At 61.8% G+C, this 24,079-nt stretch carries 21 protein-coding genes; 8 read left to right on the forward strand and 13 right to left on the reverse strand.

The genetic code is table 11. The features are described from left to right. Together ACS5Q1_RS35305 and ACS5Q1_RS35310 are read left to right on the forward strand one after the other, a co-directional pair. The coding region (locus tag ACS5Q1_RS35305) for a TonB-dependent siderophore receptor (RefSeq protein WP_473102608.1) at positions 1 to 2,237 on the forward strand (2,237 nt) is incomplete at its 5' end. Between the two features lie 80 nt (positions 2,238 to 2,317). Then, positions 2,318 to 3,520 carry an MFS transporter gene (locus ACS5Q1_RS35310; protein WP_473102609.1) on the forward strand — a complete coding sequence of 401 codons (1,203 nt, stop codon included), beginning with the start codon at positions 2,318 to 2,320 and terminating at the stop codon, positions 3,518 to 3,520. A gap of 79 nt (positions 3,521 to 3,599) precedes the next feature. On the opposite strand, the gene ACS5Q1_RS35315 is transcribed toward ACS5Q1_RS35310, so the two are convergent. The 10 genes from ACS5Q1_RS35315 to ACS5Q1_RS35360 all read right to left on the reverse strand — a co-directional run bounded on the left by ACS5Q1_RS35315 (position 3,600) and on the right by ACS5Q1_RS35360 (position 12,695). Then, positions 3,600 to 4,058, reverse strand: a complete 459-nt coding sequence (locus ACS5Q1_RS35315; protein ID WP_473102610.1) for a YbaK/EbsC family protein — start codon at positions 4,056 to 4,058, stop codon at positions 3,600 to 3,602. 110 nt (positions 4,059 to 4,168) lie between these two features. Continuing rightward, positions 4,169 to 5,023 carry an oxidoreductase gene (locus tag ACS5Q1_RS35320; protein ID WP_473102611.1) on the reverse strand — a complete coding sequence of 285 codons (855 nt, stop codon included), beginning with the start codon at positions 5,021 to 5,023 and terminating at the stop codon, positions 4,169 to 4,171. Between the two features lie 120 nt (positions 5,024 to 5,143). After that, complete coding sequence (locus ACS5Q1_RS35325) at positions 5,144 to 6,100, reverse strand: cyclase family protein (protein ID WP_473102612.1); 957 nt, start codon at positions 6,098 to 6,100, stop codon at positions 5,144 to 5,146. A gap of 77 nt (positions 6,101 to 6,177) precedes the next feature. Continuing rightward, positions 6,178 to 7,152: an isoaspartyl peptidase/L-asparaginase family protein gene (locus ACS5Q1_RS35330; protein ID WP_473102613.1), complete on the reverse strand. Its 975-nt coding sequence runs from the start codon at positions 7,150 to 7,152 to the stop codon at positions 6,178 to 6,180. Positions 7,153 to 7,156: 4 nt separating this feature from the next. Further along, complete coding sequence (locus ACS5Q1_RS35335) at positions 7,157 to 8,212, reverse strand: DmpA family aminopeptidase (protein WP_473102614.1); 1,056 nt, start codon at positions 8,210 to 8,212, stop codon at positions 7,157 to 7,159. Continuing rightward, positions 8,212 to 9,108 (reverse strand): polysaccharide deacetylase family protein, encoded by an 897-nt coding sequence (locus ACS5Q1_RS35340; protein ID WP_473102615.1) that lies wholly within the window; start codon positions 9,106 to 9,108, stop codon positions 8,212 to 8,214. The genes ACS5Q1_RS35335 and ACS5Q1_RS35340 overlap by 1 nt, the downstream gene beginning before the upstream one ends. A 50-nt stretch (positions 9,109 to 9,158) precedes the next feature. Continuing rightward, a complete protein-coding gene (locus ACS5Q1_RS35345; RefSeq protein WP_473102616.1) occupies positions 9,159 to 9,914 on the reverse strand; it encodes an SDR family NAD(P)-dependent oxidoreductase in 756 nt (251 codons plus the stop codon). Beyond that, positions 9,911 to 10,927 (reverse strand): ketopantoate reductase family protein, encoded by a 1,017-nt coding sequence (locus ACS5Q1_RS35350; protein WP_473102617.1) that lies wholly within the window; start codon positions 10,925 to 10,927, stop codon positions 9,911 to 9,913. The genes ACS5Q1_RS35345 and ACS5Q1_RS35350 overlap by 4 nt, the downstream gene beginning before the upstream one ends. Then, complete coding sequence (locus ACS5Q1_RS35355) at positions 10,927 to 11,622, reverse strand: creatininase family protein (RefSeq protein ID WP_473102618.1); 696 nt, start codon at positions 11,620 to 11,622, stop codon at positions 10,927 to 10,929. Before ACS5Q1_RS35355 ends, ACS5Q1_RS35350 begins: the two co-directional genes overlap by 1 nt. After that, on the reverse strand, positions 11,619 to 12,695 hold the full coding sequence (locus ACS5Q1_RS35360; RefSeq protein ID WP_473102619.1) for a GntR family transcriptional regulator: 1,077 nt from the start codon (positions 12,693 to 12,695) through the stop codon (positions 11,619 to 11,621). The genes ACS5Q1_RS35355 and ACS5Q1_RS35360 overlap by 4 nt, the downstream gene beginning before the upstream one ends. 96 nt (positions 12,696 to 12,791) lie before the next feature. Here ACS5Q1_RS35360 and ACS5Q1_RS35365 point away from each other — a divergent pair, with 96 nt between their 5' ends. From ACS5Q1_RS35365 to ACS5Q1_RS35390, 6 genes are all read left to right on the forward strand, one after another. Further along, the gene (locus ACS5Q1_RS35365; RefSeq protein ID WP_473102620.1) at positions 12,792 to 14,372 is read left to right on the forward strand and encodes an ABC transporter substrate-binding protein; all 1,581 of its coding nucleotides are present in this window, start codon (positions 12,792 to 12,794) and stop codon (positions 14,370 to 14,372) included. A gap of 147 nt (positions 14,373 to 14,519) precedes the next feature. Further along, positions 14,520 to 15,494 (forward strand): ABC transporter permease, encoded by a 975-nt coding sequence (locus tag ACS5Q1_RS35370; protein ID WP_473102621.1) that lies wholly within the window; start codon positions 14,520 to 14,522, stop codon positions 15,492 to 15,494. Then, positions 15,491 to 16,402 (forward strand): ABC transporter permease, encoded by a 912-nt coding sequence (locus ACS5Q1_RS35375; RefSeq protein WP_203443856.1) that lies wholly within the window; start codon positions 15,491 to 15,493, stop codon positions 16,400 to 16,402. Before ACS5Q1_RS35370 ends, ACS5Q1_RS35375 begins: the two co-directional genes overlap by 4 nt. Continuing rightward, the gene (locus ACS5Q1_RS35380; RefSeq protein WP_473102622.1) at positions 16,399 to 17,418 is read left to right on the forward strand and encodes an ABC transporter ATP-binding protein; all 1,020 of its coding nucleotides are present in this window, start codon (positions 16,399 to 16,401) and stop codon (positions 17,416 to 17,418) included. The genes ACS5Q1_RS35375 and ACS5Q1_RS35380 overlap by 4 nt, the downstream gene beginning before the upstream one ends. Further along, complete coding sequence (locus ACS5Q1_RS35385) at positions 17,370 to 18,374, forward strand: ABC transporter ATP-binding protein (protein WP_473102623.1); 1,005 nt, start codon at positions 17,370 to 17,372, stop codon at positions 18,372 to 18,374. The genes ACS5Q1_RS35380 and ACS5Q1_RS35385 overlap by 49 nt, the downstream gene beginning before the upstream one ends. Before the next feature lie 18 nt (positions 18,375 to 18,392). Continuing rightward, the gene (locus ACS5Q1_RS35390) at positions 18,393 to 19,916 is read left to right on the forward strand and encodes a carboxypeptidase M32 (protein WP_473102624.1); all 1,524 of its coding nucleotides are present in this window, start codon (positions 18,393 to 18,395) and stop codon (positions 19,914 to 19,916) included. A gap of 58 nt (positions 19,917 to 19,974) precedes the next feature. Here the strand turns inward: ACS5Q1_RS35390 and ACS5Q1_RS35395 are convergent, their stop codons facing one another. From ACS5Q1_RS35395 to ACS5Q1_RS35405, 3 genes are read right to left on the reverse strand one after another with little or no spacing between them, the layout of a single operon-like run. Next, positions 19,975 to 21,060 carry a DUF2218 domain-containing protein gene (locus ACS5Q1_RS35395; protein ID WP_473102625.1) on the reverse strand — a complete coding sequence of 362 codons (1,086 nt, stop codon included), beginning with the start codon at positions 21,058 to 21,060 and terminating at the stop codon, positions 19,975 to 19,977. A gap of 29 nt (positions 21,061 to 21,089) precedes the next feature. Further along, entirely contained in the window at positions 21,090 to 23,057 is a 1,968-nt protein-coding gene (gene fhuB / locus ACS5Q1_RS35400; protein ID WP_473102626.1) for a Fe(3+)-hydroxamate ABC transporter permease FhuB, read from the reverse strand. Continuing rightward, on the reverse strand, positions 23,050 to 23,955 hold the full coding sequence (locus ACS5Q1_RS35405; protein WP_473102627.1) for an iron-siderophore ABC transporter substrate-binding protein: 906 nt from the start codon (positions 23,953 to 23,955) through the stop codon (positions 23,050 to 23,052). Before ACS5Q1_RS35405 ends, fhuB begins: the two co-directional genes overlap by 8 nt. Between the last annotated feature and the right edge of the window lie 124 nt (positions 23,956 to 24,079).

A 24,079-nucleotide genomic window follows, 5' to 3' on the forward strand; every position in this document is an offset into this window, starting at 1 on the left:
GGCCGCTGCAGCCGCAGCACCAGTTCGATCAGCTCTTCCTTCGTCAGGCGCTGCAAATCAGTGCGATCCATGGCCCCATGGATTCAGGAATTGCGCCTGATGACAAGGGCGTGGGTAATTACGGAAGCCACCGTCGTGATATGAAGGTTTTCGTTGTGAAATTACCCCTTGCGTTGCTGGCGTCATCGGCTCTTGTTTTCGTTTCAAGTGAAGTGCTCGCTCAGACACCCGATACGCGCGCCATTCAGCTTGACGAAGTGACGGTTGAAGGGAGCAAAAACGGGCAGGGCGGCGACCTCAGCGCCAACGGCTATGTCGCTACTTCGACCAACGCTGCAACCAAGACCGACACTCCGATTCTCGAGATACCGCAGTCGATCTCGACAGTGACGCAGGAGCAACTCGAGGACCGCAAGCCTCAGACATTGCTCGATGCACTATCATACACTCCCGGCACGCGGGTCGGCCGTTATGGTTTCGATCCTCGTTATGATGCCTTCAGCATCCGCGGCATCGATGTCACCTATACCGGCGTGTTCCGTGATGGCCTGCGCCAGGTGAACAGCCCAAATGGCCTGTTCCGCCTCGAACCCTACGGTCTGGAGGGAATTGCGATTTTGAGGGGGCCTGCGGCTTCGATTTATGGCGCGAGCAGCACCGGCGGCATTGTCGATCTGATTTCGAAGCGTCCGACTTTTCTACCCTTCCGCGAAGTCGAGGTCCAAACCGGTTCCTATGGGCGTGTGCAGGGCAACTTCGATCTGTCCGGTCCCGTCAATTCCGACAACACGTTCTTCTATCGCCTGACCGGTCTCTTGCGCGACGCGGGCACCGAGATCGACGCCGTCAAGGATGATCGCATCTTCATCGCCCCGGCCTTCACTTGGTCGCCGAACGATGCAACGACGCTGACGGTCCTTGGCGAGTACATGGATTCGACCACGGGCGGTACCGCGGCCTATATCAACAACTACGCGACGGATGCTGCGGGAAATCCCACCAGCCTATCGATCGGGGCGACCCGTGTGTTCGCCGGTGATAAGCGCTACAACGATTTCCGTCAGAGACAGGGGCGGATCGGCTATGAGTTCGAGCACCGCTTCAACGACATCTTCACCCTGCATCAGCGCACGCGCTTCTCTGCCCTTGGCACCAACCAGGAATATTATTTCGGTGGATCGGGCCTCACCCGAGAGAACAATTGGGGGGTCGTCAGCGATACCTATCTCGAAAGCCGCGTGAGAACAGGCGCGGTCGATCATACGATCTTGACCGGCTTGGACGTCAGTCGCTTGAGCTATGTCTCCAAGCAAGGTTTCGGCGTCGTTCCCATCGGAACCGATCCGGTGCTCTCCTATCGGGAGGATCAGACGCAGACGCTGACTGGAATTTACATTCAGGACCAACTCAAGTGGCAGAACTGGCGTCTGACCCTTGGCGGTCGTCACGACTGGCTGTCGAGCGAGTTCGACAGCGCAGGTTTCCAGTTCGATCGCGATGACACCAAGTTCACGGGACGTGCCGCTCTGGGCTATGTGACGGATTTCGGCCTCGCGCCCTATGTGAGCTGGGGAACGTCCTTCACGCCCAATCCGGGAACGGTCCTGGGAGGCAGCGTGGCTGAGCCGACGACGGGTGAGCAGGTTGAGGTCGGCGTAAAATACGACCTTCCAGGCATTAATGCATCCCTTCGCGCCGCCATCTTCGACATTCACCAGAATAATGCGGTGGTCTACCAGGTCGTCGACGGCATCAACCAGCAGGTTCAACTCGATCTGCGCTCCCAGGGCTTCGAGCTCGAAGGTGTCGCCTCGTTGACGGACGGTCTGAATATCCAGGCGTCCTATTCCTATACCGATGCTCGAATCGAAAAGCTGACACCGGAAACCGTAGGCAACCGGCTTACGAGCGTTCCCTATCATCTGGCATCGGTCTGGCTCGATTATACGGTTCAGGAAGGGCCGGCGAGGGGCCTCGGTATTGCCGGCGGCGTGCGCTATGTCGGCTCCAGCTTCGGCGACAACCTCAACCGCCTCGTGATCGAGAACGAGCCACGCACCTATCTCGATGCGGCTATCCGCTACGATCTCGAGAATCTCAATCCGAGCCTCAAAGGCATGCGCTTCCAGGTGAATGCGACGAACTTGCTCGATGAGGACGGCCAAGTCTGCACGTCCAGCTACTGCTACTTCGACGAGGGGCGCAAGGTCATCGCAAGCCTGCGATACCGGTGGTGAGAATGGTGGCTCCCAAAGCTCGGCCCGCACGCGGTCTCGGCTCCCCACTTGCCGTCGTCCTTGCGATCGGAGGACTGTATATGGGGCAGAGCATCATCGGAGGAGTGACCTTCAGCGCTCTTCCGAGCGTGCTCCGCGACCGCGGGCTGCCTCTCGACCAGATCGGGCTGACCTATCTCGCGGTTCTGCCTTGGGTCTTGAAGTTTCTCTGGGCCCCGGCGATCGAGCGTTATCGGCTGCCGCCAACTGGTCCGAGCCGCTCGCGTTCCATCGTCCTGATCGGCGGGCTGATCTCGGCCGCGTGCTTCATCCTGGCTGCTGCAATCGGCCCGACCAGTTTCGTGCCGCTCATGGCCATTCTCATCGTGGTCGCATTCGCAGCCTCGACCGTAGACATCGCCTGCGACGGACACGCCGTCGAAAGCCTGTCGGAGCGATACCACGGTTGGGGCAATGCCGCTCAGGTAGGAGGTGCCTATCTGGGTTCCGCAATCGGCTCGGGACTTTTCCTGGTGCTCGTCGCGCGGGTCGACTGGGCCCAGGCCATGATCGTCATGGCGGTCCTGCTTGTGATGCTCGGACTGCCCTTCATCCTGTCGCCCGCGATCACGCCGATAGACGGCCGGTCCCATAGACCATCCTTGCGCGATGCGTTGCGCCGTACTGGGATGCGCAAGGGGCTGGCGCTGGCCGCACTCTATGCCGTTTCGCAGAAATGGGGCTTGGTGATGCTCAGTCCGTTCCTCGTCGATTCCGGTCTCGATCTGGATTCGCTGGGGATCGTCAATGGAGCCGGAGGGATGATCATCGGCTTCGGCAGCGCGCTTCTCGGCGGTGCCTTGGTCCGACTTTGGGGAGCAGGAGCGATCATGGTCCTTGCACTCGTCCTGCAGGCGATTGCCTTGTCGGGTCTCGCGGCTGCGGCGTGGATCGGGGGAGCATCTCAATTTGTTCTGCTCGGGCTGGCGCTTGCCAGTTCGTCCGCCATCATGGCACTGGGTTTCGTGGGGCTTTATGCGCAGTTCATGACGCTTTCGGATCCGCGCCAGGCCGGGATCGATTTCACGCTGCTGCAATGCATGGATGCGCTCGTCAGCATGATCGGCGGCATCGGTGCGGGCTGGATCGCGCAGCATTTCGGCTACAGCGCCTGTTTCGGGCTTGCGGCGTTTCTCGTCGTCCTCGCGATCGCTCCGGTGGCGATGCTGAGCTACCGGTCCAAATTACACGTGAGGAGTGAAGCCAGCTCACAATCCCGCCAGCCGCTGCCGCAGCAATCCTGATATTTGCTGAAAGGCGATGGAGAGCGTGGAAAGACTACCGCATCGGCTCCGTCTTACACCGGTTGCCCAGACGGATGTTCTACTGACAGACATCCACCCAATCGGCGCCGACGAGATCGGCCATACGCTGAGGATCGATGCGCACAGCCGTATGAATCGAACCGGCGGCAGGGACGACTTCGTCGAAGGCTTTCAGGGAGATGTCGCAATAGACCGTAAGCGGCGTTGCCAACCCGAACGGGCACACTCCACCAACGGGATGTCCCGTGAGAGCCTGGACCTGCTCTGCGTCCAGCATGGAGGCCTTGCCGCCGAAGGCTGCCTTGACCTTGCGGTTGTCCAGCCGGGCCGTCCCGCTCGTGACGACGAGAAAGCTTTTCTCGCCGACGCGCAGTGACAACGTTTTCGCGATCTTTTCTGGGCCGACGCCATGAGCTTCCGCCGCTTGATTCACAGTAGCGGTGCTTGTCTGCATTTCGATGATCTCGATATCCGGTGCGTTTTGGGCCAGAAAGGCGCGAACGGATTCAAGGCTCATGGCCGAGAAGCTCCTTGTGATCGTCGGAAGAGGCGAGGGCGTGCCACAAGTGGCTGCCCATGCGACGCAGGCAGGATAGCCGCCATCCGGCCGATCATGCAAATGTGTGTCTAGTGCTCGTTTTCCGGATAGTCTGCTCCCCGGCTGGTCTCCGCCCAGGTTTCGACTTCCACAAGAGTTTCCTTGAGCTTCTCCCGGATCCCGTCGAGTGCAATGGCACCCAGGACAAGATGCTTGGGCGGATCGTTTGCCTCGACGACCTTGATGATGGCTTCCGCCGCCCGAATAGGATCACCAGGCTGCTTGCCGCTGTAGTTCGCCGTCGTTTCGAGGCGGGCGCCGACCGTCTCCTGGTAGTCGGCAATCGTCGGGCGCCGCTGCTGCAGGGATCGGCCTGCCCAGTCGGTGCGGAAAGGCCCAGGCTCGACGCATGTCACCTTGATCCCAAGCGGCGCGACCTCTTTTGAAAGGGCATCGGACAGACCTTCCACCGCATGCTTGGTCGCCGCATAATAGCCCGAGCCTGGGTAGCCGATGAATCCGGCCTGCGATGAGATATTGACGATATGGCCACTGCGACGAGCCCGCATGCCGGGAAGCACGGCACGGGTCATCGCCGCGAGGCCAAAGACATTCGTCTCGAACTGGGCGCGGATCTCCGCGTCATCACCTTCCTCGATGGAGGCTTGGTATCCATAGCCGGCATTGTTCACGAGCACGTCGATGGAACCGAAACGTGTCTCGGCCTCCTTGACGGCGGCGGTGATGTCGCCGTTTCGGGTGACATCGAGCGACAGAGCAAGAACTCCATCCTCATGTCCGCGAGTCAGATCCTGCACGCGGCTGACGTCGCGGGCCGTCACCACGGCGCGCCAGCCCCGTTGCAGCACCAATTGAGCGAGTTCCCGCCCGAATCCGGTGGAGCAGCCTGTGATGAACCAGACGGGATTCTCATTGAGCGGCATGGACAATTCCTCTTCGGGATGGGTTCGGAACGGGTGGGATATAGGCGCCTGCCTGAAGGAGGGAATAGTCGTGGCGCACCGGAACGGGAGGGCCGCTGAGCGACCCTCTCATATATTCGTTCACTTTGCTCCCACTTGAGGACGCATCACGCCCTTGTCATCCCGACGCAGGGGCGCCGATTGCTTCGGGAGTGGGGCACCAGGCGCCTCGGCAACCGTGACCCCGTGCGGCCAATCGGCGGGTGCGATGGCCACGTAGCGGGCATAGCCGCCTGTGCCACCCAGGGGCTTGGCGAAGCCGATGGAAATGAGCGCTCCGGCCTCCGGAACCTTGTCGAGATTGGCGACACCCTCCGCTTGGGTGAAATGGTTGTGCAAAAGCCAGGCCTCGCCCTCGAGAGTCGGCGTCGTGTCCGTGTCGAGAGGCTCATGCCCATGGAACAGGATCTTGCGTTCGAGATGGAGGAGCTTGAGGGCATCCAGGCTGACGCCCGGATGCGGTTTGCTCGCAAAGCGAGCGGGGTCGTTCCAGCCTTTGTACCAGTCCGATCGGACCATCACGACAGCGCCTTCCGGAATCCGTCCATTCCGACTCTCCCAGTCCCGAATATCCTGAACACTCAGGTGATAGCCTGGGTCGGCTGTAACCTTTTCATGAATCGGGATCACGACAAGCGGGCGGATTGCGTACGTGGCCGGAAGGTCGCTGATCGTTGCACCATATTCGTCCCAATGGGCCGGCGGATCGAGCTGGGTCCCGTACTGATCCGTGGTGAGCAGGTAACTCGTGGCGACGAACCCATGCTTGGCATAGGTGTATTCGTCACCCTTCGCGACATAGTTCGGGATGTCTGCCCCGGCCGTCGTCGCCTTGAACTCCGCATGCCCGAAGCCCGGCCAGACTGGCTGGACGGGTGCGAAGGCATGGGTGAGGTCGATATGCTTGGCGCCTTTGATACTCTGTTCGTAAACGGACCAGAGCCCTGTCTGAGGCTGGGCAGGCTGCTGCGCGAGGGCAAGCGATGAGATGAGCGTGCCTGTGAGAAAAATGGCTGCTGAGGCGTAGTTCGAGATCACGATAAGCTCTCCCTTGGCTAGGCCCCACCATCATTCATCCATGTCCGCCCCGGTTCAATGCCTCATTGACTTGGCCTCTATGCGTTCCGGTAATCGACGAGCGGCTCTTCATAGATTGCGGTCAGGAGATGCCTGTCGCTCTTGACCATACCGCGATACATGCCCGAGCAGTTGAAGGGCAGAGACACGTTACCGGCACGATCGACAGCGACGATGCCGCCGGAACCTCCAGCCGGAGCCAGCATGTCGATCACCACTGCGCGCGAGGCTTCCTCCAGGGACTGGCCGGCATAGCGCATGCGGGACGCGATCTCATGAGCCGCCGCATAGCGGATGAAGATCTCGCCGTGGCCTGTGGCGGAGATCGCGCAGGTCTCGTTGTCCGCCCAGGTTCCCGCGCCGATCACGGGGCTATCGCCGACGCGTCCGGGCGCCTTTGCGGTCATGCCGCCGGTGGAGGTGGCTGCGGCAAGATTACCGTGCCGGTCGCGGGCCACCGCGCCGACCGTGCCGTGCTTGCGTGATTCGTCCTGGTCGTCGGCGCCGCCTTTGCGCATGGCAAGCGTTTCCTGCAGAGCGTTCCAGCGCTGCTCGGTATAGAAATAGGAGGCTTCCTCGAAGGTGAGCCCCTGCCTGCGGCAGAACTCCATGGCGCTTTCGCCGATGAGGATCACGTGATCTGAATGATCCATTATGGCTCGCGCCGCAAGAACCGGATTGCGCGGGCCGCAGATTCCGGCGACGGCGCCAGCCGAACGGTCACGCCCATCCATGACCGCAGCATCCATTTCCTGCTTGCCGGCCGATGTGTAGACCGCGCCGCGTCCGGCATTGAAGAGCGGCTCGTCCTCGAGCGCCATGACGGCAGCCGACACTGCATCGAGCGCGCTGCCGCCATCGGCCAAAACGACGCGACCGGCATCAAGAGCACGGCGCAGGCCCGCGTGATAAGCGGCCTCCCGCTCGGGTGTCATCTTGCTGCGCAGGATCGTGCCGGCCCCGCCGTGGACCGCGAGGGCAAAATCGTTGTCGAGAGTCTTGCTGCCGGTCATGGCTTTACGCTTCCGGTGAGAGGGTTTTCAGGGCATCGAGGAGGTGGGGGCGATGATGGCCCCCGCGGCCTGTCATCGGGCCTGCCGCGACGAGCGCGTCGAGGACGGCCTCCTGCGTGGCATCGGCCATGGCCTCGAAGAGGAGGTCCATGCGGTTTTCATTGAGGATGCGGAGATCCACGAGAGCGGCTTTCTCGTCATGCGACAGGATGTTGCCGGTTGTGAAGCCGAGCGCGATATCGCCGCTGCCATGACCCCAGAAGGAGCCTAGTCGCGCCAACCCAACGCCAGAGCGGCGGATGACCCGCTTGAGTTGCCGATCGCTCAATGGGATGTCCGTAGCGGCAATGACGATGATGGAGCCTTTCTCCGTGGCTCTCTTGTCTGCGGCAGCCATTGAAGGTGCAACGGTTTTGCCATCGGGAAGGCGCAGGTCTCCTGCACGGCCGAAATTGGACAGGACAAGCACGCCCAGGTGGAAGCCTTGCCCGTCAAGATCCAGCCGGCGGGAGGACGTGCCGATGCCGCCCTTGAAGCCGAAGGTGCTCATGCCGCAGCCGGCACCCACTGAACCGACCTCGAACTGCGATGAAGCATCCTCCAGGGCAGCACGGGCGTCCGCTTCTGTGACGGCGAGAGCCTGAATGTCGTTCAGGTATCCGTCATTGCACTCGAATACGAGAGGGTTCACGGTGGCGGTCTCGCGACCGATATCCGGATTGCGCTCAATGGCGTGGCGCACGAGGGCGGTACAGCAGGTGCCGACGGAAAGAGTATTAGTGAGGAGGATGGGCGTTTCGAGCGTGCCCAACTCTTCGACCTGCACAAGCCCTGCGCTCTTGCCGAAGCCGTTCAGAACATGAGCGGCGGCGACCGGCTTCTCGCGATAGAGATTGCCGACATGCGGAACGATGGCAGTCACCCCGGTTCGGGTATCGCCATCGATGAGCGTGCGATGGCCGACGCGTACGCCCGGAACGTCAGCGATGCTGTTGAGGGTTCCTACCGGCAGGCTGCCGCAGGCGAGGCCTGCATCCCGGGCGCGGGCAGTGCGACTCATCAGGCGCATTCCGCTTTCACAAAGGCGGCGATTTCCGCGTGCGTTGCGATCCACACATCTGAGCGCCGGGTGATTTCTTCCAGGAGCTTTTCGAGAATCCAGATGCGCGAGCGGTAGCCGGTCACGTGCGGATGCATGGTGAGGAGGAACAGTCCGCCTTCCTCGTAGGCCCGCTCGAATTCGCGGAAGAAGATATCGTAGACGGCTGCCGGTGGCGTATGCGGGCGCAGGCCGTTGAAGCGGTGCATGTTGAAATAGACAGCATCGTCACGGATCCACTCCACGGGAAGCTCCACGATGCCGGTGGGTTCGCCCTGTTCCAGCAGCTCGTAAGGATCGTCGTCGGCCATGAGCGAGGAATCGTAGAGAAGGCCGAGCTCGCGCTCGATGCACAGCGTGCTTGGGCTAAAGTCCCAGGACGGAGTGCGCAGGCCCACGGGCCGGACACCGGTGATCCGCTCCAGGGTATCTGCCGAGCGGAACATCAGGTCGCGCTCGATTTCGTAAGGAAGCTGGCTGTTAAGTTCGTGGATCCAGCCGTGGATGCCAATCTCGTGGCCTTCCGCGACGACCCGGCGCTGCTCATCTTCGTAAAGGAGGGCGGCAACGGCCGGAACGAAGAAGGTCGCCTTGGCATCATATTTGGCGAGCGCATTGAGAATGCGCGGCACACCCTGGCGGTTGCCATACTGTCCCTGTGACATGCGACCGATGGATTTGCCACCATCGCGCAGCTCATTCGTCTCGTGATCGGAATCAAATGACAGAGCGACGGCGCAGCGGGCCCCATTCTTCCACTTCGCCGGCTTCATAGAGCGGCCTGCGCGCACGTGATCCACCTTGCTGCGCCAGGTCTGCTCGTCCCAACGCCAGGGCTGGCTGCTGATATCGTCCATGATTTGTCCTCAAATTCCTTAGCTGAAAATTGATTCACCCAATCCAGGTCTCACGAGCGTCCGCCATCCGCGGAAATGATCTGCCCGGAGATCCAGGATGCCGCTTCGGAGACCAGGAACATGACGGCGTTCGCGATATCCTGCGGGTATCCCAGGCGGCGTGTATGAATGCTCTCCACCAAGCGCGCCTGACCTTCAGGGCCGTAGCTCTCCCATTGGCGTTGCGTTGCCGGGTTCGACAGCACGAAGCCGGGGGCGACGCTGTTGACGGTGATTCCATGAGGACCGAGCTCGAAGCTCAACTGCTTCGTCAACCCGACGAGCGCATGCTTCGAGGCCGTATAGGCCTGAATTCCCGTCAGGCTCGGGCGCAGGCCTGCACCCGACGAAATGTTGACGATGCGGCCGAACTTCTGGCGCTTCATGTGCGGAGCCACCGCCTGCGAGCAAAAGAAGGCGCCATGCACATTGGCCTCGAACAGAACGAGCCAGTCCTGCTCGCTCACTTCCTCAATGGGTTTGGCTACCTGACCGCGCACGCCGCCAGCGCAATTGACGAGGATGTCGATTCCGCCGAGGCTCTCCGCCATCTCGTCAAAGACGCGGCTGACCGCGGCACGATCCGCAAGATCGAGGGTGTGGGTTGCCTTGGCGCCCGCTTCCGCGGCCACGCGCAAGCCGGTCTCGTCCATGTCGAGAGCCCAGACATGCGCGCCTTCCGCAGCAAGGGACTGGACGATGGTGCGGCCAATTCCCTGTGCCGCTCCGGTCACGGCGACACGGCGATTGGTGAAGTCGAGTTTCATGGCGTCAGCATCGCGTCGAGAGTTGACCAGGATTGTTCGCGCCGCCCGTCCTCGATGTCGTGGATCAGTTCGACCAGCTTGCTGATGGAAGGCGTCGGAATACCCGCTTCCTGGCCGAGGGTCGCAATGATCGCGATCTGCGCGTCGACCTCGGTCTTGCGCTTGCGCACGGCAAGGTCGCGCCAAATGCCGGAATGGGTCTTGGCGGTGTGCCGGTTGAACTCGGCCATGTCGGCAACGGAGCGACGGGCGGCTGCCTCGTCCGCCCCCGGCATGAAGGCATCGGGGTCGAATCCGTTAAAGCCCAATGGCTTCACGCCGCGGGCCTTCGCCACCGCCATCACTTCCTGTCCAAGGCGGTGATAGACCGGGAAATGCCGCTCGGAAGCGAGGTTCTCGGACATCGAGGCATTGGTCAGCGCGGTTGCAAATAGCAGGGAGCCGTATCCAAGCTTGCCCCAGAGATAGCCCCAGATGTTGTCGGTGAGCACTGCCTTCGGCTCGAAGATCGACAGCAGCCGATGGTAATCGCGCACCGCATCTGTGACTTGTCCATCGAGACCGCCGACCGCCACCGCTGCGCGGTTGCCGAAGAGAATGCGGCCGGGTTCCAGCCAGTCCGCGCCGAAATTGACGAAGCAGCCGATTGTCCGCTCGGTTCCTACTTCTTCGGCGATAACAATCTCGTTGAGGCCATTCTGTGCGGAGAGAACCGTCCCGTCAGGAGCGAGATGCGGTTTCAGGGCGCGCACCGCATCACGGGTGTGATGAGCCTTGACGGCCAGGATGATGCGCTTGAACTGGCCTGTCACCTCCGACGGCAAAGCCGCCGTCACCGACTGACGGAACATCTCGACGGGGCCTTCGATGAAAAGGCCGTCCTTCTTCATCGCCTCTACATGCGGCTCGACGATGTCGACGAGAAGCACGTCTTCGCCGGCCCGGGCAAGATAGGCGCCAAGCGTGCCACCGATGGCGCCGGCACCCCAGATCAGGATCGTGTTCTCGTTCATCACCAGTTCTCGATCAGCACGCGGGTTTCGTCGATGGCCACCGACCAGATGGCGTTCATGTCTTCATCGGAGCGCTGGAAGTAGCCGCCGAAATTTCCGTCCTGCAGGATCTCGCGGACACCCTCTGGGTCGAATGTCCGCATGCGCTCCAGGTCGACCATCGGCTTCTGGTAAGAAGGCTGCTCGATGCTGGGCAGGCGCGTCCAGGGGAAGTTCTCCATCCAGGAGGCGTGAGAAGCAACCGGATCGATCTGCTTCACCTTCTCGAAAGTACGCGGCGCATTCCACCAGTTGTGGAATTTCACCCGGCAGTCTGGATTCGCGCCCATCCACTCGATGGCAGCGGTCTGGCCCGGCGTGTTCCCGCCATGGCCGTTGACGAAGAGGATACGGCGGAAGCCGGTGCGCTTCAGGGAATCGAGAATGTCTGTGATGATCCGCAGATAGGTGTCTGCTTTCAGCGAGATCGTGCCCGGATAAGCCATGAAATAGGGTGTGATGCCATAGGCCTGAACGGGGAAAACTGGCACTCCAGTCGGAGCGGCAGCTTCCGCAGCCACGCGTTCCGCCAGGATGCTGTCGACGGACAGGCTCAAATAGGCGTGCTGCTCCGTGCAGCCGAGGGGAACGACGGCGCGATCATCCGTCTTCAGGTATTCTTCGACCTGAAGCCAGTTCATCTCACTGATTTTCATGAAGACATTTCCTCTTGTGAAACGATGGATGAGCGCAGCCGCTCGATCACGGGGAGAAGCGTGGCGCGGATGGCATGGGGATCCGGCACGTAGCGGAACTCCATGGCCTGGCGATTTTCCGGTAGCATCTGTCTGACAGTCGCCTCCGCGCCGCTGGCATAGATCGCCACATCGACCTGGGACAGGAACGCTTCCAGATCGGGTGCGGTGATGAGACGTACGTCGACGTCGGAAACATGGGGTGCAAAGCGCAGCACGCCGGGCTTCATCAGGGCGGTGAATTCGGGAAAGATCGATACAATGCCGATGCGGGCCATGGGATCGATCATGGCAAGCTGCGCCCGTGTCTCCTCGGATGGAATAAAACTTAAGCCCACGACCGGAATACCGCTGGGGACAAGATGCTCGACCTCGCCGCGACGATGAGCAAGGGTGATGCAGATATCGCAGAGCAGGGGAAAGCTCTCGCCCGCGTGCAGGGCGTCCACCGTCGTCACGCCGATGGTATCACCGGCGCCGAGATAGTCCTGAATTCGGTTGGCATATTGCTGAGTCGTCTCGACGAAATTGCCAACCATGACGAGGCGCAGAGGCCGTGTCAGTGTCGGGCCCCGGGCGGCGCGAGCGTTCACCAGCGACGACACGACAGACGGCGCGAGCCCAAGCTGCTCGGCTTCGTTGAAAAGCGTCTCGATTCGGCGCTGAATCTTCCGGATCGCGGTCGAGCGCAGGCCGTCGCTGTTGTGCCCATCGCCGACATAGGTGCCCGCACCCGGTTTCGCCTCAATGAGCCCAGCCTCGCGCAACTCCCGGTAAACCGTTGCGACAGTCATATGCGCGATGCCGGCCCGCTCCGCCAATTCCCGCACCGAGGGTAGGCGCTGGCCGGTTGGCAGCTCGCCCAAGGCAATACCGAACTCGATCAAACCGCGCAGCTGGATGCCCAGCGGCACCGGCAGAGAGCGGTCGAGGGCTCCCGCGAGGTTGGTAAGGATGCGCTCATCCGGCGTCTGTTCCGTGTCGCTATAACGGATGCCTTCATAAGCGTCAGATGCTGGTTCAGGTTTGGGCAAGGTACTGTTGACTTTTCTTGTTCGAGTGACCTACCGTTCTAATCGATAAGAACACCTTGGACGAAAAGCCAGGGTATTAGCAAGAGGGGAAGTGAAGTGAAACAAAACTTCAAACTTGGTGGATCGCTCGTTGCTGCTCTCGTCCTCGGAACCGTCCTCGGCGGCTCGGTTTCCGCGCAGACCCTGACCATGGGGCTGCGGGCCGGCCCCGACTCGATCGACCCGCATTGGTCGACGCTCGGCAGTCAGGCGGAGGCCCTCCGCCATATCTTCGATACGCTCGTGATGTCGGACGAGAACCTGGGACTGAAGCCCGGCCTCGCGACGTCCTGGAAGCCCATCGACGACACCACCTGGGAGTTCAAGATCCGGGAAGGTGTGAAATTCCACGATGAATCGGAACTGACCGCCGAGGACGTGAAGTTCTCGATCGATCGCATTCCGGTCGTCACCGGCCCCATGAGCATGACCATCTACACGAAGCAGGTGGCGGAGACGAAGGTCGCCGACAAGTACACCCTGCACGTGAAGACCAAGGCTCCAGCGCCGACCCTGCCGAATGATTTCATCCGCCTCTTCGTTGTGTCGAAGAATGTCGGCATGGAAGCCCGCAACGAGCAGTTCAACTCCGGCAAGGCCGCTATCGGCACCGGGCCGTACAAGTTCGTCTCCTGGGAGCCGAAGGGCGATCTCGTTCTCGAGCGCAATGATAACTACTGGGGCGGAAAGCAGCCTTGGCAGAAGGTGATCCGCAAGGAGATCCCGAGCGATCCGGCCCGCATGGCAGCGCTGAAATCCGGCCAGGTCGATCTCGCCAACTACGTACCGGCCACCGACTATGCTGCCATGCAGAAGGACAAGTCGGTCGATACGTTTGTCGCCGACTCGGTCTATTTCCTGAATCTCACGCCGAATGTGAAGGAGACCTTGCCGAGGAAGGTGAAGGTCGACGGCAAGGAGATCGACGCCAATCCTTTGCGCGACCCGAAGGTGCGTGAGGCCATGGATCTCGCCATCGACCGCAAGACGCTGGTTCGCGTCGTGCTGGAAGGTCTCGGGCGCCCGGCCAACCAGCTGATGCCTGCCAACTTCTTCGGCGGCAACAAGAACCTGCCCGAGCGTCCTTACGATCTGGCCAAGGCGAAGCAGCTTCTGGCCGATGCCGGCTATCCGAAGGGCTTCGAGATCGACTTCCACTGCACCAACAACCGCCTGCCGGGCGATGGCGCGGTGTGCGAGGCACTCTCGCAGATGTGGGCCCGTGCCGGCTTGAGGGTGAACGCTAATGCGCTCAACGGCACCGTGTTCTTCCCGGCTCAGCAGAAGGGTGAGTTCTCGCTCTGGATGAGCGGCTGGGGCACGCTGACGGGCGAGGCGAGCTATACCTACGGTTCGCTGGTGCACACGGCCGATCCGCAGATTGGTCTCGGCGCATTCAATAAGCAGGGCTACTCCAATCCGGAAGTCGACAAGCTCCTGCAGGAAGGCGCACGCACCATGGACGATCCGAAGCGCCGCGCACTCTTCGAGAAGGTGACGGAAATCTCCATGAACGATCGCGCTCTGATCCCGACGGTTCAGATCCAGACGGTCTGGGCCGCCAAGAAGAGCATGCTCACGATCCCGGCGCGCGTCGACCAGGAAACCCTGGCCTATGAGATCAAGCCGAAGAGCTGATCACATCGACAGCCGGTCGGGGCATCCCGGCCGGCCTCTTCCGGAGGGAAATCTCTTTCCCTCCGGCTTTTTGATTAATGGACGTCAGGGCATGTCGGGCAGCCTGTCTCTCACGCCTCGGTATCCCGGCACCATGCACGAGACAGCATGATCGGTTTTCTTATTCAGCGCGTCCTGCAGGCGCTCATGGTCGTGATCGCGATGTCGATCATCGTGTTCCTTGGCGTCTATGCCATCGGCAATCCCATCGATGTGATGATCGATCCTGCGTCCGATCAGGCCTTGCGCGAGGCTCTGATCCATCGCTACGGCCTCGATCTTCCCCTGTACCAGCAGTACTTCGTGTTCATGAACAACATGCTGCACGGAGATCTCGGCGAATCCTTCATCTATCGCCTGCCGGTGCTGAACCTGATCTGGTCACGCTTCCCGGCGACCTTGGAGCTTGCCCTGACGGCCATGCTGATCGCCACGTGCCTGGGCATCCCGCTCGGCCTGTGGGCTGGATACAAGTCGGAATCGCTTTCGGCCAAGGCCATCATGGCGTTCTCCGTTCTCGGCTTCAGCGTGCCGAGCTTCTGGGTCGGACTTCTCCTCATCATGACCTTCGCGGTCGAATTGGGCTGGCTGCCGTCAGGCGGGCGCGGGCCGACCACCCAGGTGCTCGGCATGAATCTGTCGATTACCTCGCTCGAGGGTTGGAGCTACATCATCCTGCCGGCGTTCAACTTGGCGCTGTTCAAGCTCGGCCTTCTGATCCGCCTGACGCGCGCGGGCACCGCCGAGGTGATGAGTTCGGATTACGTGCGCTTCGCCCGCGCACAAGGCCTCTCCGAGAGCAAGGTCGTCGGACTCCATGTGCTCAAGAACATTTCGATCCCCATCGTGACTGTGTTCGGCTTGGAGCTCGGCTCGACGCTCGCCTTCGCGGTGGTGACGGAAACAGTCTTCAACTGGCCCGGCATGGGCAAGCTCATCATCGACTCGATCACGGTGCTCGACCGTCCGGTGATGGTCGCCTACCTCATCCTCGTGGTGTTCCTCTTCGTTATGATCAACCTCGTTGTCGATCTGGTCTATGGCCAGCTTGACCCGCGCATTCGGGTAAAGGCGGCGTCATGAGCAGTTCTCCTACAGTCGCACTGCCGGCGGAAACCGGCTGGACCCGGCTCTCCAACTTCTGGTCGGATTTCCGCCAGAGCCCGGTTGCCGTTGCGGCCCTGATCGTCGTCGTCGTCGTGGTTCTCATGGCCCTTCTTGCGCCCTTCGTGGCGCCGCAGGATCCCTATAACCAGGAAGCTCTCGACCTGTTCGATGCCCGCCTCGAGCCTGGAGAGGTCGGATCCGGTGGCTACGTCCACTGGCTCGGCACGGATGCCGCTGGGCGAGACCTCTTCTCCGCCATTCTCTACGGTCTTCGCACGAGCCTGATCGTCGGCGTCATGGCCGGTACCCTGGCACTCGTGCTCGGCACGACGGTCGGCCTTATTGCGGCCTATTATGGCGGTCGCGTCGAGGCGCTCATCATGCGCATCATCGACCTGCAGCTCTCCCTGCCGGCGATCCTGCTCGCGCTGGTTCTCGTCGCCATGCTGGGGCAGGGCCTGATGCAGCTGGTCGCGGCGCTGGTGGCCGCGCAATACGCCTATTTCGCCCGCACGACTCATGGTGCTGCCAGCGCGGAGCGGCGCAAGGATTACATCGAGGCGGCTTTGTCCACCCCGTTGCCTGCCCGTCATGTACTGTTTCGCCATCTCCTGCCCAATGCCTTGCCGCCGCTGATCGTGGTTGCGACCGTGCAGGTGGCGAACTCCATCGCACTCGAAGCGACCCTATCGTTTTTGGGGTTGGGCCTGCCCATCACCCAGCCTTCGCTGGGCTCCCTGATTTCCAACGGCTTCCAGTTTCTGCTCTCGGGCCGCTACTGGATCTCAATCTATCCCGGCATAGCCCTGATGCTGACCGTCGTTGCCATTAATCTTGTCGGCGATCAGGTCCGCAACGTTCTGAATCCGAGGCGCAGCCGATGAGCGATGCGGTTCTTCGTGTCAAAGACCTTCAGACGCAGTTCCAGACCAGAGCTGGCGTTCTGAAGGCCGTCGACGGCGTCAGCTTCGAGGTCGGCCGAGGCCGCATTCTCGGCCTCGTCGGTGAGTCCGGTTCCGGCAAGAGCGTGACAGGGTATTCCATTCTCGGCCTGATCGAGCCCCCCGGCAAAGTCGCGGGCGGTGAGGTTCTCTTGAACGGCAAGGATCTCACCCATCTGAAAGGCGAGGCGATGCGGCAGGTCCGCGGCGCCCAGATCGCCATGGTCTTCCAGGACCCGATGATGACACTCAACCCGGTTCTCAAGATCGGGACGCAAATGATCGCGGCGGTGCGGGCGCACGACAAGGTCTCGCGCAAGGTGGCACGCGCCAGGGCACGCGACGCGCTCGCCAAGGTGGGTATTCCAAGCCCCGAGGAGCGCCTCGATGCCTATCCGCATCAGCTCTCCGGCGGCATGCGCCAGCGCGTCGCGATAGCCATCGCCCTCCTTCACAGCCCTGCCGTCATCATCGCGGACGAGCCGACCACGGCGCTTGACGTTTCCATCCAGGGCCAGATCCTGGCCGAGGTGCGGCGTCTTGCGGATGATACCGGCACCGCCTTCGTCTGGGTGACGCACGACCTTGCCGTGGTGTCGAGCCTCGCGGACGATATCTGCGTCATGTATGCGGGCAGGGTGGTGGAAAGTGGTCCGGCTGCCGATGTGATCGCATCGCCGCGCCATCCCTATACTGCGGGCCTTCTCGCATCCGTGCCGGCCGAACACGAGCCCGGGACGAAGCTTCCGCAGGTCCCCGGATCGACGCCGTCTCTGGCCAATCTTCCACCAGGCTGCGCTTTCGCACCTCGCTGCGCCAAGGCGGGACCCGCCTGCACTACGACACCGCCCGTCAAATACTTCGAGGACGGACGTACCGCCCTTTGCCATTATCCGATCGAGCCCGTTTCATGCCAGCCGCTTTCCTTGACATCGACCACGTATCGAAGCGCTTCGTAAAGCAGCTCAATCTCGGGGAGCGCATCGCCGGTCTCCTGAGCGCGGGGCCGAAGGCCGAGACCGTGCGCGCGGTGACCGATGTCAGCCTGAGCGTCGCCAAGGGCGAGGTCGTGGGCTTGGTCGGGGAATCCGGCTGCGGAAAGTCGACGCTCGGACGCATGATCGCTGGCATCTATACGCCGAGCGATGGCAAGATTCTGTTCGACAAAGCACCCGTTGCTAAGCCGCAGGGGCGACGCACGCAGAAGCTGACGACCCGCGTTCAGATGATCCATCAGGATCCTTTCGCGAGCCTCAATCCGCGCATCCGCATCGGCGATACAGTCGCCGAGGGTCCGGTGGCGCACAGTATCGTCAAGGCGCGTGACGCGGATTCCTACGTGGCGGATCTGCTCGGACGCGTCGGGCTCGACCCGAGCTATCGCAGGCGCTTCCCGCATCAGTTTTCCGGCGGCCAGCGCCAGCGCATCGCTATTGCCCGCGCGCTCGCCATGAAGCCCGATCTCCTGGTGCTCGACGAGCCGGTCGCTTCACTCGACGTGTCGATCCAGGCGCAGGTGCTCAACCTCTTCATGGATCTGCGCCGGGATCTCGATCTGACCGGCATCTTCATCAGCCACGATCTCGGCGTGGTGCGGCACGTTTCCGACCGCGTCGCGATCATGTATCTCGGGCGCATCGTCGAGCTGGCGCCGACGGCCGAGCTCTATGCCAATCAGAACCATCCCTATACCCGAGCGCTCTTCGAGAGCGTTCCGCGCATTGGTGTGGGCAAGAAGAATTTTCGCCCGATTGCCGGCGAAATCCCGTCGCCGCTTCATCCGCCGAGTGGATGCCATTTCCATCCGCGCTGTCCCTTCGCGGGGCCACGCTGCAAGCGGGAAGCGCCTGCACTGACCGCCATCGGCCCTGGCCGCTTCTCCGCCTGCCATCTCAACACCGGTGGCACGGATTAATCGAGAGCTCCAACCCTCATGACTCAGCAAGCCTCTCTCGTGGCGCTCCAGGAGCGCATCGCCGCCGTCAATGACGTGCTCAATGCGGCATCCGTCCTGACCTGGGATTCCCGCACCATGATGCCCGCGGGCGGCGCGGAAACACGTGGTCATCAGATAGCGACGCTAACTCGACTTGCGCGCGACCTCCTTCTCGCGTCTGAGACCGAGAGCGCGCTCGAGGAGGCAGAGCGGGCGCTCGAGGGACTTGCGGAGGATTCCGCCGAGCGGCGCATGGTGCAGCAGACGCGGCACGCGGTGGACCATCACAAGCGAGTACCCGCCTCGCTGATTCAGGAGCGGGCAGCCCTTCGCACCGTCGCCCAGGCGGCCTGGATCGAGGCGCGCTCGAAGAGCGATTTCTCGATCTTTTCGCCCTACCTTGCGAAGACCGTCGCATTGTCCCGCACCTATGCCGATTGCATCGGCTGGAGTGAGCATCCCTATGATGCCATGGTGTCGATCTACGAGCCGGGCGAAACGGCCGCGAGCCTCAAATCCCTGTTCAAGGAATTGCGGGCCGGGCTGCTGCCGATCCTCGATACGGCAAGATCGCGCCCGCAACCCCGTTCGGATTTCCTGTTCCGTGACTATCCGGAGGAGGGACAGCGCGCCTTCGGCCTGAGCCTCGCCGAGAAGCTTGGATACGATCCTCAACGTGGACGCTTGGACACCACCGTGCATCCGTTCGAGGTGTCGTTCACCCGCAACGATGTGCGCATCACTACCCGCTACAACCGCAACTACCTTCCGGCCTCCATGTTTGGCACGGCCCATGAGGTCGGGCATGGGCTCTACGAGCAAGGCGTCGATCCAGCCTATACCCGCACCACGCTTGCGACCGATCTGGTTGGTCTCTATGCGGTCGGCGGCACCAGCTTCGGTGCCCATGAATCCCAGTCGCGCTTGTGGGAGAACCACATCGTCCGCAGTCGCACTTTCTGGCAGCGTCACTTCCCCGAACTGCAGAAGCATTTTCCGGATCAGCTCGGCGATGTGAGCGCGGAGGAATTCTATCTCGCTGTCACCCGCGTCGAGCCCGGCTTCATCCGCGTCGAGGCAGATGAACTCACCTACGACTTCCACATCATGCTGCGGACCGACATCGAATGCGCGCTCATGGACGGCACGCTGCCTGTCGCCGAGCTGCCGGAAGCCTGGAATGCCACGATCCGGCGCGATCTTGATCTCATCGTGCCGAACGATGCGAAGGGTGTTCTTCAGGATGTGCATTGGTCGACCGGCTATATCGGCTCCTTCCCGACCTATACCATCGGCAACGTCATGGGCGCCCAGGTGATGGAGACCCTGCGTCGGCAGAAGCCATCACTCGATGCGGCCATCGAGGCTGGCCAGTATTCTGCCCTGGCGGAAGAGCTGCGCAGCCGGATCTGGCAGCACGGTCGCCGGTTCATGCGCGACGAGTTGCTTGAGCGCGAAACGGGACGGGGCCTCAATCCCGCGCCCTACCTTGCCTATCTACGCGGCAAGTACGCGGCATAAGGTATTCGTTCAGACGCATGAAGTGAGCCGGAGTGGCCTTATCCGCTCCGGCTCACTTTTAATGCTCGACCTGATCGGCCGTATGGCCCGCACGCCAATAGGCGACGACCTGGTGCTCCGAAGTTGGAACGTTCCACTCCTTGCGCAGGAGCTTTTTCAGGCACCGGCAACTTTTCTGTTCGCAGCCAGCCCAGATGAAGCGGCGCGCTTCGTTCGACGGCATGGCGACTTCGCGGATGGCATCCTCTATCAGGGATGTAGTTCCTGCCGGCGCACCGTTCCGGTGCATCCAGCGGATGTCCAGTGCGGCGGCAGAATGAAGAGGTTGTTCCTCGCTCTCATCGGCGACTTCGAGCAGAACGGTGGCTTTGCATTCTGACGGAAGCTCCGCGAGAATACGGCTGATGGCCGGAAGTGCGGTCTCATCTCCGGCAAAGAGATACCAATCAGCTTCCGGAAGTTCGCCGCCGCCCGGTCCCAGCACTCCGACGAGGTCTCCGGCGCAAGCCTGCTGGGCCCAGGTCGATCCCGGTGTGAGGTCACCTTCGTGCAGGACGAAGTCGATATCGATCTCGCCGCGTTCCACATCGATCTCACGGATCGTATAGATCCGCATCACGGGCCGGTCTTCGCCCTTTGGCCAGACGGGCCGTCCGTCCTCGCCCATTACCGGCCATTGCGGAACGATATCGGGCTTCGGTGGAAGCAGCAGGCGGACATGCAGGCCGCCGATCGCAAAGCGAGCAATGTCCGCACCTTTGAGCCGCACCCGACGCATGCGCGGCGTGACGTTCGTCGCGCTGATCACGCGCATTTCGCGAAAGTAGGGCAGCGGTGCCCCGGCAACGCCATCGCCGGACCAGGCAATGTGAGGTGTCTCGCCCTCAACGAACTCCAGGATATGCTCCGCGAGGCTCCACTTGACGTAGGCGAGGCCGGTGGCATCGGGTCCTTCGGCACGAAGGAAGAGGCCGCTGTCATCCGCTTCGACGGAGGCAGCGCCAAAATCGAACTCCACACGTGCGGAACGCTCGGAACGGTCGACCTTGCCGTGTTCGATGAAGTGGTCGCAGAGCTTGTCCATGATCTGGGCGGGGCCTGCGAGGGCGATCCTCGCTTCCGCACGAAGGATGGGTGATGTCATCGTTTGTTCCATGGACAATAGCGCTCCATCTATCGGGTTCGACGCAAAAGCCAGATCAGATACGGTCCGCCGATGAGCGACGCGAAAAGACCCAGCGGGAGTTGGTAGGGAAAGGAGATGATCCTGGAGAGCCAATCTGCTCCAGTCATCACGCCTGCTCCGATCAGGATGGCTGCCATGAGCTGATAGTGAGCGCGGCCGAAGCCGAGCAACAGTGCCATATGCGGCGCGACGAGCCCGACGAAGCTCAAAGGACCGACGATGAGCGAAGCAGCAGCCGTAAGCCCTGAGGCAAACAGGATGAGAGACATACGGCTCGCGTGGAGCGGCAATCCGGCAGCGCGAGCCTGATCGCCTCCCAGGGACAGGATTTCGAGCCAGCGAGTCATCAGGGGCAACAGACCCAGCAGCATGACGGCGACTGTCAGAGCGAGCGATGCTTCCGTCCATGTGACTTGATTGCTCGAGCCGCTGATCCAGGCCAGAAGCTGGAAGGCACGAGCATCGCCTGTGATCATGGCGGCGTTAACGAGGGCGCTACAGAGCGCTCCGATCGCAAGCCCTCCGAGGAGGAGGCGTTCCGAGTTCTTCTCCTGCCGTCCGGCAACTGAAAGCAGTGCAATCAACGCGACGAGGACGCCGAGTGTGGCACCGATCAGCCGAGTACCCATCATCGGTGCAGGAAAGGTAAAAAGCACGGCCGCCAAGCCGACGCCGGCGCCGGCACTGACGCCGAGCACTTCCGGGCTTGCGAGAGGATTGTCGGTCATCCGCTGCAGGATCATGCCGGCCGCAGCCAGCATGGCTCCGGCGGCCGCTGCAGCGGCAATGCGCGGTGCGCGGAACGGGAGGAGATCGTCGAGAAGCTGTCCCGTCGCAAAGCTCCAGCCATCCGGCCCACGCCCGAGGAAAAGCGCCAGGACGATCATGCCCGCGACGAGAAGAAGGATCGCGAGCAGAGGGAAAAGAGGTCGAGCGATCCGTCGCACAGGTGGGGGCGGCATGGCGACAGATGCGTGGCGTGCGAGCCGAAGGCGCGGAAGCAGATAGAGGAGCAGCGGTCCGCCGAGCAGCGCCGTGGCGGCTCCTGTCGGCACCATTTCCGCTGTGCCGCTGGCTGCAAGCTGCACGAGACCGTCCGTGAGCCACAAGAGGGCCGCCCCGATGAGCGGCGCTGCGATGAAGACATCACGTTGAGTCCGAGCGCCACTCAATCGAGCGAAGGCCGGAGCCGCCAGTCCGATGAAGCCGATGACACCGACTTCCGCGGTAACGGTTGTCGCAAGCCATACCGCGACGGCGAGAGCCAAGAGCCGCAGGAACAGGAGATTGACCCCAAGACTGCGTGCACTCGCATCGTCGAGGCCAAGGATCCCCAGAGGGCGGATCAGAAGGAAGGATGCGACAAGAGAAATAGAAAGCGTGAGCGCAATCGCGCGGGCGTGATCCCAACCCTGCTGAGTGAGCGAACCGCTGCCCCAGATGAGAAGGGACATCATGTACTCGCCATTCGCGAGGATCAGCGTGGCGCTCAAGGCCATGGCGATCAGCGAGATTACCATGCCGGCGAGAACCACCGTAATCGGCTCAAGCCCACGCTTCCAGGTGAGGGACAAGAGCAGGGCCGCGACCGTAAGGCCGCCCGACAAGGCGACGGCCTCGCGCGCGGTATTCATAAGAGCCGGCGCAAACAGGGTCGCTGTGGTCATGGCGAATTGCGCACCCGCCGAGATTCCGAGCGTCGACGGATCGGCGATGGGATTGCGCAGGACCTGCTGCAACAAGGCTCCCGATAGCCCGAGTGCAGCGCCGGAGAGCAATGCGACGACGGCGCGAGGAAGAACGCTGTGGAGCAGAAGAATTCGATTGAGATCGAATTCTTGGCCGCCCGACAGCGGAAACAGGTTCAGGATCTGGTACCAGAACAGGCCCATGGCGACGGCAACCGCCAAAAACCATGCAAACGCGGATGGTCTTTCCACCATCGCTCTAACCATTCGTCCCTCCGGCCTTGGAGAGCGCTTCGGTCAGCACGCGTGCGAAACGCCGTGCGGCGGGAAGTGCGCCGAAGGGATTGACGGGCGGAAGCGTCACGACGCGTCCTTCGCGAATGGCCGGAAAAGCCCTCCACAACGGACTGTTGTCAAGAGTGCTGTGCGCATCCGGCGGAACGGGAGAGATGATGGCGATCGACGCGTCGGGCACCTCCGCAAGGGCCTCAAGGGGAATGGGAGCGGCGGCTGCGTAGCTGGTTGGCTTTTGCCACGCGTTCCTGAAGCCTAGGCGCTGAAGAACATCGCCGAACATGCTGTCAGAGCCGAAAACTCTGAAGTGACGTGCGTCGCCGAGATTGATCAGAAATACGGGCCGCGCCTTCTTGTCCGTGATGCGTCGGCTTGCCTGTGCGATCTCAAGAGAGGATGCACCTACATAGGCCTGTGCCTGCTGCTTTCGTCCGAGATATTCGCCCAAGGCCACGGTGATCTGTTCGGCCGAGGCATAGGGGGGATGGCCCGGTTCGTAGACAGAATAGGACGCGACGGGTGCAATCTGTTCGAGGATATCCTGCACCCAGTTGAACCAGCGCGAGCTGATGATCAAATCGGGATTGGACAGCCGCAACATCTCGAAATTCGGCGAGCCGCGAAGGCCGAGATCCGCGACCTCTGCTGGCACATTTGGCTCGATCGCAATCTTTCGAAACTGCACAAGTTCGGTCGCAGCGACAGGCACCACATCCAGAGCGAGCAATGTCTCGAGCATCGCCCAATCGACGACGGCAATCCGCGCATGTGGGATCGCTTGGACTTTGCCGACGATAGAAGCGCCAATGGCGGCTCCGAGGAAGCTGCGCCGGGTCAACGCGAATGCTTTTCGGGCGGAATAAAGCTGCATTGTAATTACCCACGCCGTTGCTGAGGCTGGTTTCAGGCGCTGACGGTAGCGAGAATGGTGCCGAAGACGGTGACACTTGGCGTGAGCCGAGCCGTATCGACGACGGTGCGCACGGCCGCTTCGC

Source organism: Microvirga sp. GN3, assembly GCF_055792825.1.

Coding starts and splice junctions, on each gene's coding strand:
- ACS5Q1_RS35340 (WP_473102615.1), bottom strand. CDS start 9,108: ATGGACGATATCAGCAGCCAGCCCTGGCGTTGGGACGAGCAGACCTGG.
- ACS5Q1_RS35395 (WP_473102625.1), bottom strand. CDS start 21,060: ATGACATCACCCATCCTTCGTGCGGAAGCGAGGATCGCCCTCGCAGGC.
- ACS5Q1_RS35310 (WP_473102609.1), top strand. CDS start 2,318: ATGGGGCAGAGCATCATCGGAGGAGTGACCTTCAGCGCTCTTCCGAGC.
- ACS5Q1_RS35335 (WP_473102614.1), bottom strand. CDS start 8,212: ATGAGTCGCACTGCCCGCGCCCGGGATGCAGGCCTCGCCTGCGGCAGC.
- ACS5Q1_RS35350 (WP_473102617.1), bottom strand. CDS start 10,927: ATGAACGAGAACACGATCCTGATCTGGGGTGCCGGCGCCATCGGTGGC.
- ACS5Q1_RS35385 (WP_473102623.1), top strand. CDS start 17,370: ATGCCAGCCGCTTTCCTTGACATCGACCACGTATCGAAGCGCTTCGTA.
- ACS5Q1_RS35345 (WP_473102616.1), bottom strand. CDS start 9,914: ATGAAACTCGACTTCACCAATCGCCGTGTCGCCGTGACCGGAGCGGCA.
- ACS5Q1_RS35390 (WP_473102624.1), top strand. CDS start 18,393: ATGACTCAGCAAGCCTCTCTCGTGGCGCTCCAGGAGCGCATCGCCGCC.
- ACS5Q1_RS35375 (WP_203443856.1), top strand. CDS start 15,491: ATGAGCAGTTCTCCTACAGTCGCACTGCCGGCGGAAACCGGCTGGACC.
- ACS5Q1_RS35315 (WP_473102610.1), bottom strand. CDS start 4,058: ATGAGCCTTGAATCCGTTCGCGCCTTTCTGGCCCAAAACGCACCGGAT.
- ACS5Q1_RS35320 (WP_473102611.1), bottom strand. CDS start 5,023: ATGCCGCTCAATGAGAATCCCGTCTGGTTCATCACAGGCTGCTCCACC.
- ACS5Q1_RS35380 (WP_473102622.1), top strand. CDS start 16,399: ATGAGCGATGCGGTTCTTCGTGTCAAAGACCTTCAGACGCAGTTCCAG.
- fhuB (WP_473102626.1), bottom strand. CDS start 23,057: ATGGTTAGAGCGATGGTGGAAAGACCATCCGCGTTTGCATGGTTTTTG.
- ACS5Q1_RS35330 (WP_473102613.1), bottom strand. CDS start 7,152: ATGACCGGCAGCAAGACTCTCGACAACGATTTTGCCCTCGCGGTCCAC.
- ACS5Q1_RS35355 (WP_473102618.1), bottom strand. CDS start 11,622: ATGAAAATCAGTGAGATGAACTGGCTTCAGGTCGAAGAATACCTGAAG.
- ACS5Q1_RS35370 (WP_473102621.1), top strand. CDS start 14,520: ATGATCGGTTTTCTTATTCAGCGCGTCCTGCAGGCGCTCATGGTCGTG.
- ACS5Q1_RS35405 (WP_473102627.1), bottom strand. CDS start 23,955: ATGCAGCTTTATTCCGCCCGAAAAGCATTCGCGTTGACCCGGCGCAGC.